The organism is Methylophaga sp. UBA3192 (genome assembly GCA_002363955.1).
GTDB lineage: Bacteria > Pseudomonadota > Gammaproteobacteria > Nitrosococcales > Methylophagaceae > Methylophaga.
Window position 1 is genome coordinate 274,295 of the sequence record DEXE01000003.1, and the last position, 14,645, is coordinate 288,939.

19 protein-coding genes and 1 pseudogene are annotated in these 14,645 nt (G+C 44.4%); 18 read left to right on the plus strand and 2 right to left on the minus strand.

All coding sequences use genetic code 11. The annotated features are described in order from the left end of the window. Positions 1–208 precede the first annotated feature (208 nt). The 7 genes from B2337_RS02850 (at position 209) to B2337_RS02880 (ending at position 5,615) form a co-directional block, all read left to right on the plus strand. On the plus strand, positions 209–1,060 hold the full coding sequence (locus B2337_RS02850) for a PA4780 family RIO1-like protein kinase (RefSeq protein ID WP_292413941.1): 852 nt from the start codon (positions 209–211) through the stop codon (positions 1,058–1,060). A gap of 186 nt (positions 1,061–1,246) precedes the next feature. Further along, positions 1,247–1,717: an arsenic resistance N-acetyltransferase ArsN2 gene (gene arsN2, locus B2337_RS02855; RefSeq protein ID WP_292413942.1), complete on the plus strand. Its 471-nt coding sequence runs from the start codon at positions 1,247–1,249 to the stop codon at positions 1,715–1,717. Between the two features lie 39 nt (positions 1,718–1,756). Then, complete coding sequence (locus B2337_RS02860; RefSeq protein WP_292413943.1) at positions 1,757–2,374, plus strand: class I SAM-dependent methyltransferase; 618 nt, start codon at positions 1,757–1,759, stop codon at positions 2,372–2,374. A gap of 305 nt (positions 2,375–2,679) precedes the next feature. After that, entirely contained in the window at positions 2,680–3,357 is a 678-nt protein-coding gene (locus B2337_RS02865; protein ID WP_292413944.1) for a methyl-accepting chemotaxis protein, read from the plus strand. A 137-nt stretch (positions 3,358–3,494) separates the two neighbouring features. Further along, complete coding sequence (locus B2337_RS02870; RefSeq protein WP_292413945.1) at positions 3,495–4,079, plus strand: DJ-1/PfpI family protein; 585 nt, start codon at positions 3,495–3,497, stop codon at positions 4,077–4,079. Between the two features lie 302 nt (positions 4,080–4,381). Beyond that, the gene (locus B2337_RS02875; RefSeq protein WP_292413946.1) at positions 4,382–4,807 is read left to right on the plus strand and encodes a hypothetical protein; all 426 of its coding nucleotides are present in this window, start codon (positions 4,382–4,384) and stop codon (positions 4,805–4,807) included. A 25-nt stretch (positions 4,808–4,832) separates the two neighbouring features. Continuing rightward, positions 4,833–5,615: an outer membrane protein gene (locus B2337_RS02880; RefSeq protein ID WP_292413947.1), complete on the plus strand. Its 783-nt coding sequence runs from the start codon at positions 4,833–4,835 to the stop codon at positions 5,613–5,615. A 147-nt stretch (positions 5,616–5,762) separates the two neighbouring features. On the opposite strand, the gene B2337_RS02885 is transcribed toward B2337_RS02880, so the two are convergent. Next, a complete protein-coding gene (locus B2337_RS02885) occupies positions 5,763–6,437 on the minus strand; it encodes a type 1 glutamine amidotransferase domain-containing protein (protein ID WP_292413948.1) in 675 nt (224 codons plus the stop codon). Between the two features lie 136 nt (positions 6,438–6,573). Between B2337_RS02885 and B2337_RS02890 the strand changes: the two genes are divergently transcribed. The 4 genes from B2337_RS02890 (at position 6,574) to B2337_RS02905 (ending at position 9,706) form a co-directional block, all read left to right on the plus strand. Next, the gene (locus B2337_RS02890; protein ID WP_292413949.1) at positions 6,574–7,458 is read left to right on the plus strand and encodes a LysR family transcriptional regulator; all 885 of its coding nucleotides are present in this window, start codon (positions 6,574–6,576) and stop codon (positions 7,456–7,458) included. Between the two features lie 84 nt (positions 7,459–7,542). Beyond that, positions 7,543–7,749, plus strand: a complete 207-nt coding sequence (locus B2337_RS02895) for a ParD-like family protein (RefSeq protein WP_292362172.1) — start codon at positions 7,543–7,545, stop codon at positions 7,747–7,749. After that, positions 7,742–8,527, plus strand: a complete 786-nt coding sequence (map, locus tag B2337_RS02900) for a type I methionyl aminopeptidase (protein WP_292413950.1) — start codon at positions 7,742–7,744, stop codon at positions 8,525–8,527. Before B2337_RS02895 ends, map begins: the two co-directional genes overlap by 8 nt. Before the next feature lie 126 nt (positions 8,528–8,653). Further along, positions 8,654–9,706 carry a bifunctional transcriptional activator/DNA repair enzyme AdaA gene (locus B2337_RS02905; protein WP_292413952.1) on the plus strand — a complete coding sequence of 351 codons (1,053 nt, stop codon included), beginning with the start codon at positions 8,654–8,656 and terminating at the stop codon, positions 9,704–9,706. A 16-nt stretch (positions 9,707–9,722) separates the two neighbouring features. Here the strand turns inward: B2337_RS02905 and B2337_RS14415 are convergent. After that, a pseudogene (locus B2337_RS14415) lies at positions 9,723–9,956 on the minus strand (DUF899 family protein); the annotation flags it as partial. Positions 9,957–10,149: 193 nt separating this feature from the next. On the opposite strand from B2337_RS14415, the gene sugE reads away from it, so the two are divergent. From sugE to B2337_RS02940, 7 genes are all read left to right on the plus strand, one after another. Next, on the plus strand, positions 10,150–10,470 hold the full coding sequence (gene sugE / locus B2337_RS02910) for a quaternary ammonium compound efflux SMR transporter SugE (protein ID WP_292362175.1): 321 nt from the start codon (positions 10,150–10,152) through the stop codon (positions 10,468–10,470). 72 nt (positions 10,471–10,542) lie between these two features. Next, complete coding sequence (locus B2337_RS02915) at positions 10,543–11,232, plus strand: NAD(P)H-binding protein (protein ID WP_292413953.1); 690 nt, start codon at positions 10,543–10,545, stop codon at positions 11,230–11,232. Between the two features lie 57 nt (positions 11,233–11,289). Continuing rightward, positions 11,290–11,946: a PAQR family membrane homeostasis protein TrhA gene (gene trhA / locus B2337_RS02920; protein ID WP_292413954.1), complete on the plus strand. Its 657-nt coding sequence runs from the start codon at positions 11,290–11,292 to the stop codon at positions 11,944–11,946. Positions 11,947–12,048: 102 nt separating this feature from the next. Then, the gene (locus B2337_RS02925) at positions 12,049–12,987 is read left to right on the plus strand and encodes a CHAD domain-containing protein (RefSeq protein WP_292413955.1); all 939 of its coding nucleotides are present in this window, start codon (positions 12,049–12,051) and stop codon (positions 12,985–12,987) included. Positions 12,988–13,002: 15 nt separating this feature from the next. Beyond that, positions 13,003–13,425 carry a GFA family protein gene (locus tag B2337_RS02930; protein ID WP_292362180.1) on the plus strand — a complete coding sequence of 141 codons (423 nt, stop codon included), beginning with the start codon at positions 13,003–13,005 and terminating at the stop codon, positions 13,423–13,425. Between the two features lie 317 nt (positions 13,426–13,742). Beyond that, the gene (locus B2337_RS02935; RefSeq protein WP_292362181.1) at positions 13,743–14,051 is read left to right on the plus strand and encodes a DUF3144 domain-containing protein; all 309 of its coding nucleotides are present in this window, start codon (positions 13,743–13,745) and stop codon (positions 14,049–14,051) included. 222 nt (positions 14,052–14,273) lie between these two features. Continuing rightward, positions 14,274–14,636, plus strand: a complete 363-nt coding sequence (locus B2337_RS02940) for a hypothetical protein (protein ID WP_292362182.1) — start codon at positions 14,274–14,276, stop codon at positions 14,634–14,636. The last annotated feature ends 9 nt before the right edge of the window (positions 14,637–14,645 follow it).

The following is a 14,645-nucleotide window of genomic DNA, read 5'->3' on the forward strand; positions in this document are numbered from 1 at the left end:
TGGCAAGACTTCCCAGATTGGTACTGCCCGCTCAGCCTCTAAACATCATGAATCGAGGCAATACCATCAAAACATACTTGAGAATGAAGAGGATATTAACCGAAATTAAATTGGCTACCACTTGATACGCCAGTTTTTAACAAGCGGCTGTAGTTTATACTGCACGGTATCTTTTTACTGGATACGTTTGAGTGATAAAAACCAAATAATGAAAATACCAAAACAAATTCAACCACTGGTTGATGACGGCTTAGTGGATGAGGTGATTAGTCGCTTAATGAGTGGCAAAGAAGCCGATGTCTATGTCGTGAGATGCGGTGATGAAATACGCTGTGCCAAGGTTTATAAAGACGCGGTCAAGCGTAGCTTTAAAAAAGCTGTTCAATACCAGGAAGGACGAAAAGTACGTAACAGTCGCCGGGGCCGGGCGATGGAAAAAGGTTCTAAATTTGGTCGTCAGCAGCAAGAAGAAACCTGGCAAAATGCCGAAGTCGATGCGCTGTATTTGCTTGCCAGTGCCGGTGTGAGAGTACCTCAACCATACGATTGCATGAATGGCGTGTTATTGATGGAGTTGATAACGGATGAGGAAGGTGATGTCGCGCCTCGTCTCAATGATGTATCCATGTCTGCCGAGCAAGCTATCGAAGATCACATGATGGTCATGCATTCTGTGAAGAAAATGCTCTGTGCAGGTTTAGTTCATGGCGATTTATCAGAGTTTAATGTGCTGGTCGATGCCTATGGCCCGGTGATTATCGATCTCCCTCAGGCGGTGAATGCGGTGGCAAATAATAATGCACAAGCGATGCTAAGTCGTGATGTGCAAAATATGACACGTTATTATGCTCAATTCGCACCAGAATTACGCAAAACACACTTCGACAAAGAAATATGGTCACTGTTTGAGAATGGCGAATTACTGCCAGACACAGAACTCACCGGCCTGTTTGAAGAAGACTCGCAAGCCGCGGATGTGGATGGCGTACTGCTGGAAATCAAAGCGATACTGGCGGAAGAACAGGAAAGACAATTGTGGTTAGGGGATAAAGATGATTAAGGTTTAACCATAATAAATTGAGAAGAAATCAAGTTGGATGACCCTTGATTTAATTTGATTCCGTAAATTGATGTAATAATTTAATTAAAATCTTATCGCTACATGGATGTAACGACATGGCAAGACTTTGCCGATTTGTGCTATCTGAACTAACGCCCTTACATTAATTGTTAGCGGTCAAAAAGTATGAATATAGAACCAATCGAATTGAATGATGAAATTGAGACACTTTTAGTAGGTGAAGAGCTTCCAATTTCAGACCTGCACAGTTCAAATCAGACGCAATTTTTCAGGGGGTGCGAAGGTGTGCACATCATAGGTGTTGTGGGTATAGAAATATATGAAAATGTCGGCTTATTACGTTCTTTGGTAGTGGAAAAAGGTTGTCGCAAAGCGGGCTACGGCCAACAATTGGCGGCTAAGGCAGAGGCATGGGCATATGAAAGAAGTATTAAATCCCTTTACCTTCTCACAACAACGGCAGCCGGTTTCTTTTCACAGCTCGGTTACCAGGTAATTCCTCGAACTCAAGCTCCGGTTTCTATAGCAAATACTGCTCAGTTCGTTGGCTTATGTCCGTCGTCGGCTACCTTTATGTACAAGGAATTGAATGCTAACAATCTAATTCAGCCGACCGTTAACGTATCGGTTGATTAGGACGTTAGCTTTCCGGGGCAATACTGGAATATATGGGCCATGAAAGACTCTAAGAAGTTTTGGGACAAATCTGCAGAAAAGTATATTAAAAGTCCCATTAAAGATGAAGCTACGTATCAGCAGAAACTGGCAATTACCCAAGAATTCCTGAGACCGGATTGTAAGGTGCTAGAGTTCGGTTGCGGCAGTGGTGCCACCGCAATTTTTCATGCGCCTTATGTGGAACATATTGTTGCTACGGATATATCTGACAAGATGATAGAAGCGGCTCAGAGAAAAGCGATCGAAGCAGGAGTAAAGAACATGGTTTTTCAGCAGGGTACATTAGACAGTCTAACTTTCCAAAATGAGAGTTTCGACGCTGTGTTGGGGCTAAATGTGTTGCATCTTTTGGAAGATGTAGATGGTGCGATTGCTAAAGTTTATCGACTTTTAAAAAACGATGGTGTTTTTGTTTCAAGTACGTCGCTAATAGCAGAAATAAATTTATTTTTTCGATGGCTGATCTCTGGCATGCAGTTCCTTGGTTTAGCACCTTATGTCAGTCGATTCACAAAGCGCCAGCTTATTTCCAAATTGTTGGAGTCAGGCTTTACAATTGAACGTGAATGGCAGACTAGCCATGAATCGGTATTCATAGTCGCTAGAAAAAGCTAGTTAAGACGTTGGGTTAAAGCTAACAATCAGCTGTTATCGACCCTTCGTTGTTGGGACGGCCTTTCCGCCACTTCGCTGCACAAGTCTGCCCTAAAAATCAAGGGTCAGCCAACTTGATTTATAATCATGTGATGTGAGTTCCTTTCTTTATCAATTTGTTCTATTGTTAACTTTGCATGTTTCGTGGAGATTGGTCCATGGCTGACTCCTTGATTTCGATATCAGAACAAACGCGTCAAAGGCGATGTTCATAGCTCGCATGCTTTATGCGGACGTTATTAACCTCTATTAACAGAAGAGACCCCATGAGCAGTAGTGATGCCTTTCCCAACGAAACCCCAGCAGATGACCAAAATATCTTTGAAAGTATTTCCAGCCGTATGTCCGGCTTTCTGTATCGTTGTCGCATGGACGATGACTACACAATGCTGAACATGTTCGGCAATGTGCAGGAGCTTACCGGGTATAAACAACAAGACTTGGTTGGCAACAAAGCTAACTCGTATGTGAACCTGATCCACGAAGAGGATGCGCAGTCTGTCGATGATGCCGTCGCGGCAGCTATTGAACAGCATAAAAACTGGGATGTTGACTACCGTTTAAAATGCAAAAAGGGTGAGCCCATTTGGGTGAATGAAAAGGGTGGCCCGGTCTTTGACGATGACAACCAAGTGGCGTTTCTGGAAGGTGTGGTGACTAATATACAGGCCCGGAAAATGCAGGAACTGGAACGTCAATCCAGAATGGAAGAAGTCGAAAGCCATAGCTCGGATATCGTCAAACAAACGCACACCATTTTGGATATGCTGAAAACCCTGCGCCTGCTTAGCCTGAATGCCAGTATTGAGGCCGCTCGGGCCGGAGATGCCGGTCGAGGTTTTGCTGTCGTTGCAGAAGAAGTAAAAATGCTGGCCGAGCGTACGGGTCAGGCCACCGCTGAAATCACCCGATTGACCAAAGAACTTGACGCACTGCTTAAGTAATCTTCGTCCAGGTAGAAAATACACCTATACATAATCGAGTGGGAAGCGGTCTTTCAGAATAGACAACGATCGATAACTTAGCATCTTAATGTTTATCTATAGTTTTGGCCCCATTGATTGTATTGGAGAATGTTGCGTTGAATGTAGGAATTTATATTTACCAAAACGCAGAAGTTCTGGATTTTTCTGGTCCTTTTGAGGTTTTTTCGACGGCAAGCAGGTTATCTCATCCGAAAAACATCTTTAATACCTTTCTGGTATCGGAGGAAAATCATCCGGTGATTGCCAGGGCAGGCTATAGCATCAATGCACAATACAGCTTTGCAGATCATCCCGGAATCGATTTGTTGATCGTTGCTGGCGGGCTTCATGAAGATGAAGTTGCAAAACCCCATGTCATTAATTGGATATCCAGTACGTCTGAAAACGCAAAGATTGTGGCATCTGTATGCACCGGTGCTTTTCTACTCGCTGAAGCCGGGCTGCTTGCTAACTTAAACGTCACTACTCATTGGGCCGATGTTATGTCTCTTCGAACTTCCTATCCTGATCTGACCGTTGTTGAATCTCGGCGTTGGGTAGATGAAGGGAGCATTGTTACTTCGGGTGGTATTTCAGCAGGTATCGACATGAGTCTTCATTTAGTTTCGAGACTTTCCAGCATAGAGCTGGCAGAAAAAACAGCAAGGCAAATGGAGTATGAGTGGTGTAAAAACGCATAACAAAAGCAGTTAAGATGGTGCGAAAAAGTGGCGGTCTGTTGAAACGATGTTTGGTTAAATTGTGTGGTGGGAAGTAATGAAAATCACTCGTTTGAGAAGTTGGCAATGGCAGAAAATAAAGCGGTTACTGACATTTTGCAAAGAAATGCAGAAAAAGGATTACCCTGTGGCACACAGAGCTTTATGGAGAAGCTTGAATAAATGACAAAAAGTTCATTAAATTACCGGCCTCGCAGCAGACCGATAAAAAAATAAAAGGGAAGTCTCCCCTTAACAATAAAAACCACCACATAAGACCATGTATGAAAGTAAAACAAATTGTATTTTTTGCACTAATTATATTTAACCCGGGTTTTGTCTATGCAGATAGTCTGGATTGCTATTTACCATCGATGAAAGATGGTGAAGTGCTGGAGAAAATGTCTATATCACGAAAAGACGAGTCCATCTCTGTTTATCATGTATTGTCTGAACGAACGTATCGAAAAGCTTCCAGTAACGAAAGATTTGTTCTTTATCATCATTATTCAGTGCCGGTTGAAGAGTTTCCCAATGGAAAAATGATTCAAATTGAATCAGCTTATTCTTTAGTGCTTATGCGCAGTAATTTTGAAAACACTGAGTATAGTCCAGATATTTTGATTGTTGATTGGGATGCAGGGAAGATAAAAACTGGCAGTCCATATCCCGATAAGTTCACTACACGTTGGAAGTGCATTGAACCCTAGAGCTTAAACAAAGGAGAGTTGAATTATGCGTCACAAATCACTGATGGCTATTGGAATTATTGGTTTGAGTGCCATCAACGTAATGACAAGCGCTCATGCACAAACGAATCAGATTAACTGGTCTGGATTTTATGCAGGCGGCAGCCTGGGGGCTATTGATGGGCGTGCCTCATTTGATGCTGCTACCGCTGATGATTTCTCAGGATCGTATTTTTCGTCTCCCGATGCTGATCAAATCGCCTCGGAGTCAGATAACAGTCTTTCACAATCCAAATTAACGGCAGGTTTATTCGGTGGCTTTGGCAAACAATATAACCACTGGTACTTAGGCATTGAGACCAACATTAACAGTTTCGATTTTGATGAAACAACTACCTCCGGGGCGGTTTATGAGTCAAATCCAGTGAGCGAATTTAGACATGAGATGACAGTAAAGTCTGATTGGCAAGCGATGTTACGGTCTCGTGTAGGCTGGGCTGAGAGAAATTGGTTGGCCTACTTGACGGCCGGTGTTGCTGTTTCACGCTTTAGCCTGGATGCCTCTTTTTCAGATGACCTGCTTGCGGGTGCCGCTGGTCATGATTCAGAAAGCGAAACTAAATTTGGTTGGGTGGTAGGCCTTGGCGGTGAATATGCATTGAGCGAGAACTGGAGCATTCGCGGTGAATATCTGTACGCCGATTATGGAAAAGTGGATACCAACGCCGCTGTGAATAACGCATCGTTTCCTGTTTTGAGTAATAACCTTAAAAGTTCAGTCGATCTCAAGACTCAGATACTGTCTTTAGGTGTTTCTTATCGTTTCTAAAAAGAGATGATATTCCTATTTTTAAAACCCAAAAGAGAGTTTTTGAACTATAAAGATCCAAACTTAGGGTCAGTATAGAAACGCAAAAACGGCGTTTAACGCTGACCCTAAGTTGTCATTGGATAAATGATGTCCAGGTAAGTGTAATCAAACACCAAGCTGTTTGATAATGGCTTCCCCAACAGCGTGGGCACTGGCAGGGTTTTGACCTGTAATCACACGACCATCCTCAATAACAAATACTTGCCATGGTTGTACTTTGGTGAATTTTGCCGATTTTCTGGTCAACGCTTCTTCAAGCAAAAAGGGAATGGCATCAATGGTGCCATAATCTATTTCTTCTTCACGGGTAAATCCCGTTACAGATTTACTGGCAAGCAGTAATTCACCTGAGGAAAGTTTAATAGGCAAAAAACCTGCTGGCCCATGGCATACCGCGCCAAGAATGCCACCATTTTCATAATGGGTTGCAGCTAGCTTGGCAAAGCTTTCATTGGTGTGTAAATCTGACAGCAGACCAAAACCACCTGGGTAAAAAATCGCATCGTAATCAGCAATGTTCAGTTGCGATACAGGGATTGTGTTGTTAATACGGTTCTGAAAATCTTCATTGCCTAATACATCGTTATTGATTGCATCATCCTCAACATCGGTGCCATAAATAGGTGCTTTGCCGCCTTTAATAGAAGCAATATCATAATCAACCCCATGCTCCATAAAGACATGGATCGCATGGGTTAATTCGGGTGAGTAGGTTCCATTCGCCTGATCTGTATTTCCAAGAGTGGCGTGGTTAGTTACGGGGATTAATATTTTTTTCATGATTATTCCTTTCTGATAGATAGTGATTTGAATGCTTTTTGTTTTAACACGATGTCACTTTAAAATATTTCTCTAAAGTTGATAATCCATTGTTTTTGATAAACACTATTGCTGTATAGCAATAATAGGGTGTGGCATGGAGAGTTTTGAAGGAATCATTGAGTTTGTGGCCGTTGCTGAAAGTCATGGGTTCTCAGCAGCAGCCAGAAAACTGGGTTGCAGCACCAGTCATATCAGTCGGCAAGTAGCCAGATTGGAAGAGCGACTCGGTTGTGTGTTGTTGGCGCGTTCAACGCGTCAGGTCAATTTAACGGAGAATGGCACCGCTTATTACCATCAATGTAAAGAACTGGTTATTGGCCTGCAGCAGGCCAATGAACAAGTCAATCAGCAACAATTGCAACTGAGTGGGACATTGAGAGTGAGTGCGGCAGGCGGGTTTGCAGAACATTTTGTCGCACCGGCATTAATGACATTTGCTCAACAGCATCCTCAATTGACCGTGGAAATAGACTTTAATAGTCGTATGGTGAACTTTGTAGAAGACGAAGTTGATTTTGCCGTGCGTTATGGTGAATTAGCCGACTCCAGTCTGATTGCCCGCAAATTAATCAGCCGGCCGATGATGGCCGCTGCAAGTCCTGAATATTTAAAACAGTATGGCACGCCGACACATCCCAACCAGTTAAAAAGTCACAGCTGCATTATTTCCAATAACGACCACTGGTTGTTTAATATGGACGGTAATCCAAAGAGTGTCCGGGTAAGAGGTCGATGGCGCTGCAACAATGCCAATGTGGTCGCCAAGGCCTGTGAACAAGGCTTGGGTATTGCTTATATGCCGAAAAGTACGTTTGATGAGGGTATTAAACATCACAAGCTTGCTGCCATACTCGAACCTTTCTGGGGCAAAGGAGCAAGCAGCTGGATTGTCTACAAAAACCGTCATTTTCAGCCGCTTCGGGCGCGGTTGGCTATAGATTTTCTCATCTCACATTTTTCCACTTGGAACGATACTTAATTTCAATTCTGCTTAAAACAATCACTTGTCGCATTCTCATCAAAAATATATGATCCGTATATGTTTCGTATATTAGGATGTGTTATGGGGATTGTTAAAATAAGCGATGAACTGCACGAAGAAATCCGAAAATCCAGTTCGGTTATGGTCCGCTCCATCAATGCTCAGGCGGAATATTGGATAAAAATAGGCATGCTGGCGGAGGCGAATCCGAGTATGTCTTTTTCTGAAATTATCCGTGCCCAAATGCAGCATGCCGATGTCGATATAAAGCAGATTGTCGGTGGCTAAGATCAAACTGAAAAATACAGACGAATTGGCTGTGATGCGTGAAGCCGGAAGGTTACTCGCCTCGGTGTTCCGTTATCTGGATAATCACGTGAAAGTGGGTATCACGACGATGGATATCAACCATCTGGCTGAGCGGTTTATTGTTGACCAACTGGGCGCTCGTCCAGCGAGTAAAGGGCAATACGGTTACCAGTACGTGCTTAATAGCTCCATCAATCATGTGGTCTGCCATGGTATTCCCTCAGACACTCAAAAACTGAAATCGGGCGATATCGTGAATGTCGATATCACGTTGGAAAAGGGTGGCTTTATTGCCGACTCCAGCAAAATGTACATGATGGGGGACGTCACGCCGCTTGCTAAGCGTTTGGTCGATAAAACCTATGAAGCCATGTGGGAGGGGATTCGCATTGTGAAACCTGGCGCAACGTTAGGTGATATTGGTCATGCGATTCAGCTTTATGCCGAGAGGCAAGGATATTCTGTTGTTCGTGAATATTGTGGACACGGTATAGGTCGGGAAATGCACGAAGAACCGGCAGTACTTCACTTTGGTCAGCCCGGGAAAGGTCTGGTTTTGCAGGAAGGGATGACCTTCACCATCGAGCCGATGATCAATCAGGGAAAGGCAAAAGTGAAAACCAGAAAAGATGGATGGACGGTCGTTACGGCTGATAAAAAGTTATCTGCTCAATGGGAACATACCATTGCGGTCACATCGAACGGGTATGAAGTGCTGACCCTGCGGGATGAAGAACGTATTCCTGAATCTTTATAAAGATCAAAAGCCCTGCTAAGGGTGCATTTGATGTTTGCTGATCAAAAAAATACTCGTCGATTTTTCGGTTGGTAGCATTAATCATGGGCGGGTATGTTATCCATTGTTGTAACGACGGATGGCCGTATGCGTATTCAAAACCTGGACCAAATCAAAAACTACTATCAAGCGTTGCTGAACCGTGATGAAGCTTATGTCGGAATTTTCTATGTGGGCGTCATCACCACGGGCGTTTTTTGCATCTCGATCTGTCGTGCCCGAAAACCAAAACCTGAGAATGTCGAGTTTTATAGCACGTTTAAAGATGCGCTGAATGCTGGTTATCGGCCATGTAAAATCTGTCGACCTACCGAGAACGCCAATGAGGCGCCCAAACAGGTGACGGCAGCGATTGAGTTAGTCAGAAGCCATCCGAAGCAGAAAATTTCGGATGACCAGTTGCAACAACTCGGTTTCAGTCCAGAACAAATCCGCCGTTGGTTTAAGAAACACTACGGCATGACATTCCAAACGTTCCAGCGAATGTATCGTATTAATACTGCCTTTCAGGAATTAAAGCATGGCAAAACAGCGACGGATACTGCTTTTGATAGTAGCTACGAATCACTCAGTGGATTTGGCTATACCTTCAAGAAAGTGATGGGGCGGTCGCCAGCACAAAGTCTGGAGAATAATGTGATCACAATAAATCGATTTACCACACCCTTGAGCCCTATGTTTGTTGGTGCGACAGAGCAGGGAGTCTGTTTACTGGAGTTTGTCGATCGGCGAATGCTCGAAACCGAGTTTAACGATCTTCAGAGGCACTTAAACAGTCCTATTGTAACCGGCGAAAATGAACACACCAAACAAGCCAGGCAAGAGTTGGAAGAATACTTTGCTGGTATCCGTAAGCAGTTTACTGTTGCACTACACACCCCCGGGACCGCGTTTCAAACTCAGGTCTGGAACGTGTTAAAACAGATTCCTTATGGCGAGACCACGAGCTACCAGTCGCAGGCAGAGCGAGTTGGAAACCCCAAAGCCGTGCGGGCAGTGGCCGCTGCAAATGGTGGGAACCGTGTTTCCATTATCATCCCGTGTCATCGGGTGATTGGGAAAAATGGAACCTTAACAGGCTATGGGGGTGGCTTGGATCGCAAACACTGGTTACTGGAACACGAGCGTCGTCAACGGTGAAAAACAGAGGACAGATTTATTTTTCTCCTGAATGACAGCAGTTTTCTGAGGGTTGGTAGCGTCCGGTTGAGTCAACATGGCCCTTTGCTTCATAGCGGTCGTGATGTCGCACCCAATCAGTGAGATTAAAATTCGGGCCGGTTTCATTACGTCTTTTCGCCGTCAGATCGAGCAGCATATAAGTCCCTAATATTTCCTCTGCACCGCGCCCGTATGCGGAAAAGGTGTGAAATATTTCACCGGGGTAATCGCTGTCAAAACAGAATTATGTTGAGTGTTAAATAATTATCAGCTTCAGATGGTGAGATGGTAGAAGGGGCCGGTAAGTTGTGATAAATTGCTTTACGTTGTGTTCTTTTCCAGGCACATGCCCTGAGGGACGACCCTGAGGTGCTGGTGAACGATTAATGGGGACGACCCCTTCAATTTAAGAGGTTGTCTGCATGAGTTGGTTAATTCTGTTTTTGGCTGGTTTATTGGAAGTGGTTTGGGCAATAGGACTCAAGTTTACTGAAGGATTTACCAAGCCAGTTCCCTCACTCATCACGTTAATTGCAATGATTGGCAGCTTCTATTTGCTGAGTTTTGCTATGCGTTCCTTACCCATGGCTACTGCTTATGCCATCTGGGTGGGTATCGGTATCGTCGGAGCATCAATAGCCGGGATAGTTATCTTCCAGGAGTCCATCTCTTTCTTAAAAATGGTTAGCTTGCTCCTCGTGGTTACTGGCATTGTTGGGCTCAGGATATCGAGTGTTGCCTAACTTTAAAAGCCAAATAGTCAGCTGACTTGATTACGGATTAATACCAAATTGAAACGATAGAGGTTGAGGACAATGTCTGATACAGCGATTGTTTTAGGTGCAACGGGTGCTGTAGGAACGCAGTTGGTGACTCAGTTAAGTCAGCGGGAAGACGTTGCGAATATCATTTTGATATCTCGTCGTGAGTTTGATGTATTGCTCAATTTCCCGGATGCAATCACTTCAAAAATCACCCATCAGATTATTGATTTTGAGCAGCTGGAGCAACAGGCAAAACCTCTGATTCCAGCAGGTTCTGTTGCCTTTATTGCCTTGGGAACCACGCAAAAACAAGCTGGTAGTAAAGCGAATTTTCGCCAGATTGATCATGGTTTGGTGATCGCGTTTGCACGAGCCTGCAAAGCGGCTGAGGTCAGTAAACTGGGTGTTGTAACCGCGTTCGGTGCCAATATTTCTTCGGTCAGTTTTTATAATCGGGTTAAAGGCGAGGTGGAACGCGATATACAGGCACTCAATTTGCCGAGTGTGTTTTTTGCTCGACCTTCACTGCTGCTGGGGCGGCCGGATGATGATCGCTTTGCAGAAAAACTGGCAGATTCGTTACTCACACCCATTTCATCGTTTTTACCTGCTTCTGTGCGGCCTATTTCCACAAAAAGTGTTGCGTCTGCATTGATTGATGTGACTTACGATGCTGAAAATAATGACTCGTCGCTGGTTTTATCGAATGCGACTATGCATCAGCGTGCTGTCAAAGATTAACGGGTTCTTACGTTCACACACTGAATAACGTGTTTGATGTGCCAAGAGGGGGAGTATATGCAAAAGTCGCTTACCAGCCTCAATCGTGAGCAATCTGCCGGGGAAGAAATAGCCAACGCTGTCAGTCACGGAACAGGACTTGTCGCGGCTTTGATCGGCATGCCTTTTTTAATTGTCCATGCCACCCGGCTGGGTGAAACGGCCTTTGTTGTTGGCGTCAGCGTGTTTTGTGCCACGATGATATTGCTTTATCTAGGCTCCACCCTATATCACGCATTACCTGTCGGCAAGGCAAAACGTATTTTTCGCCGTATTGAACATTCTGCAATTTATTTGTTGATTGCTGGCACCTACACACCATTTACGCTCGGTGCACTCAAAGGCCCATGGGGCTGGACGCTTTTTGCTATTGTCTGGGGGCTGGCCTTTACTGGTGTTGCCCTCAAAGTGTTTCAAAAACGACACCATCTGGTTTTTTCCACCGGCCTGTATTTACTGATGGGCTGGGTGATTGTCATTGCCATCCAGCCATTGCTGGAAAATGTGCCTGTTGCCGGATTGTTATGGTTAGTGGCCGGCGGCTTGTCTTATACCGTCGGAGTCGTGTTTTTTGCGATGGATTCACGGCTGAAATATGGTCACTTTATCTGGCATCTATTTGTTCTAGCGGGCACGGCCTGTCATTTCTTCGCTATTTTTGGGTATGCTGACTAGAACCTTTTTTTATCTGGCGACCACTGACCCCTTTAAAACCTCGGCCAAAAATGGAAACGGGTATAGTTGGGTCCTCATACTCGAATTGTTCAAAGACTTTTTATGAGTAAAAAAATTCAAGTCGAAACTACCACGGGCAGTAAGCCTGTCTTGTTGCAGCCGGCGGGTAAGATTCTTGCAGAAATAGTTCGACAGAAAGAAACAGCATTTCGCACAGCCTGGGCGCATTTTCAAACCACGGAAGATGACCCTGAGGCATTACACGATATGCGTGTTGATCTGCGTCGGTTACGGGTTTGGGTAAAACTGACCCGCGGTGAAATCAAAACCAACAAGGCCGTTGGTAAACGGCTTAAGGCCCTGGCCAAGGCGAGCAACCCCGTACGTGACCACGAGGTGACTTTGGCCTGGTTGTCACTGGCCCAAAAACAGATTGGCGATAGGCCTGCTTTGGCGAAGCTGATTGAATATGGGAAACAGGCGTATCAGCAGTCCACGGAACTGCGATTTTCTCCAAAGCAGAGACTTGAACCTCAGATCAAACAAAAAATGGGTATTGGCTTAGGCAAATGGCTTGAACAAACCGTGGAACAGCGTATTGAGCTGATTGACCAACTTCTGAATGCTGGTATGCAAGAAACGCATCTGGCACGTATTGAAATTAAATATCTGCGTTATCTGCTCGAACCCTTTACCGAAACAGTAAGCAACGCGAAAGCGCTGGTTGAGTGGTGCAAAAAGGTTCAGCAGTTACTGGGGGACTTCCACGATATGCAGGTTTTTCGCAGTCATTTGCCAGAATTCGCCCGTTGGGTTATCGATCAAGAGCTGGCAGAAGTTGCCTTATTAACCGGCAAACAGTCCAGAGCGATTACCAAAGTGTTTGCCAATGCTCGCGACCCCGTCATTGCACTATCTGGATGGCAAGATCAGGAACTGCAGCGACAATGGCATAATTGGATCGCTGTGCGGGAGAACTACTTATCTGTATTACAAGCACTTCGAAAAAATACAGATACACCTAAACAAATGCAGATATGAATCAGGAGGGGGCAAATGAATTCCATAACTGAACAAAGCGGAAGCTGTTTATGTGGCAACGTCAGTCTGGTAGCCACCCCCAAAAGTTATCATATGGGGGCTTGTCACTGTGAGACCTGCCGAAAGTGGGGTGGAGGGCCATTGCTGGCGGTAGAATGTGGTGGTGATGTAGCGTTTGAGGGGGCTGAAAATATCTCAATTTATGATTCTTCAGAATGGGCTGAACGCGGCTTTTGTAAAACATGTGGTACCCATTTGTTTTATCGCTTGAAACAGGGTGAAATGTACGCCATTCCAGTTGGGTTGTTTGATAATAACGATGAATGGCAATTGGCTGAGCAGGTGTTTATTGAGAGCAAACCGACATATTATTCATTTGCCGAGAAGACCCGAAATCTTACCGGCGAGGAGTTGTTTTCCCAGTTTAGCGACAGCTGACTCAGCCTGAATTGACGCCGGCTTTTTCAGCTGAAACTCATGGCACCTCAGACGGGTTCACCGCTAGCTGCAAAGTATCCTTACCGAATGACATTCGTATTTCAAGTTTTTTCTATTTGAGTGTGTAAGAAGCCAATTTATCCGGTTCATCAGGTGACGGATTTGTTTTCATATCATCGAGTACTAAAAAATAATAAATGTCATATTCCTGCGATCTATTGTGCTGAGTTCCGTATTCATCTTCCGTGAGCAAGTTTATTCTGCAGGTTCTTTACTGGCTGAAAGCCCAACTGCAAAATAAAAAAAGCGAAACCTTTATGAGTGAGAGAGATAAAGCCTTTTTCGATAGAGCGGATGCATTTATCAAATTGGCTAATATGCAAATGGCGAAAAGTGTAGAGGCCGGTGAAGTCAGTGCATCATTTATGTATGGCTTAGCCAGATACAGTGCGTGGTTCTGTGCTTCTGGATGGACTAATGCCATGGATATGGCTGATGCGCGGGATGAAACCGTCGATTTTTTTGTCAATGAATATCGACGTATGTTGGAATTGAATATGGATGATTATATTCAGAATTTCGACAATTATGTTCAGGCCTCTGAACAACTGCAAAACAAAGGGTAAGCGAGAGCTTACCCTTTTTTTATATCCTTTCAAAGCACATCATCAATACGTTTTTCGTGGTGTGTAATTGATCCCAAAATATCATTTCAACTACTATTTCCGATAGCTCTGAACAGCATCAACGCTTCATGCTATTCAAATTGTTGGATGATTAGAGTAGATTCATATGGGAAGATGAAAACGATTTATTCCTCCTCTGGATATTAACATTAAGGCGTGCTCATGAAACTGCGATTAACCATCTTAACTTCATTGGTTTTACTGAGCGGTTGCGCGGTTGAGGAGCCGGTAATGGTTTATGAGAGTCGAAATGCTCTGCAATGTGAAACGTCAGGGATCTCACCCACTGACAGTGCAGAAAAATTATCAACGGCAAATATTGAGGTAATTGAAACTCACTGTGGTCAGCGAACCGGTGTCGCTTATCCGGCTGCGTGTGGTATGGGGACAGGGACTATACTGATTCACCAGATACCACAGGCGGATCTGGTTGCTGCCCGGCAGATTGGTTTTCAAGCCGTTTCTGAACTGATAAATCTTGATGAAGGCACTGGTTATGAATTTCTTGAATGTGATGAGAACTAGCACTATCAA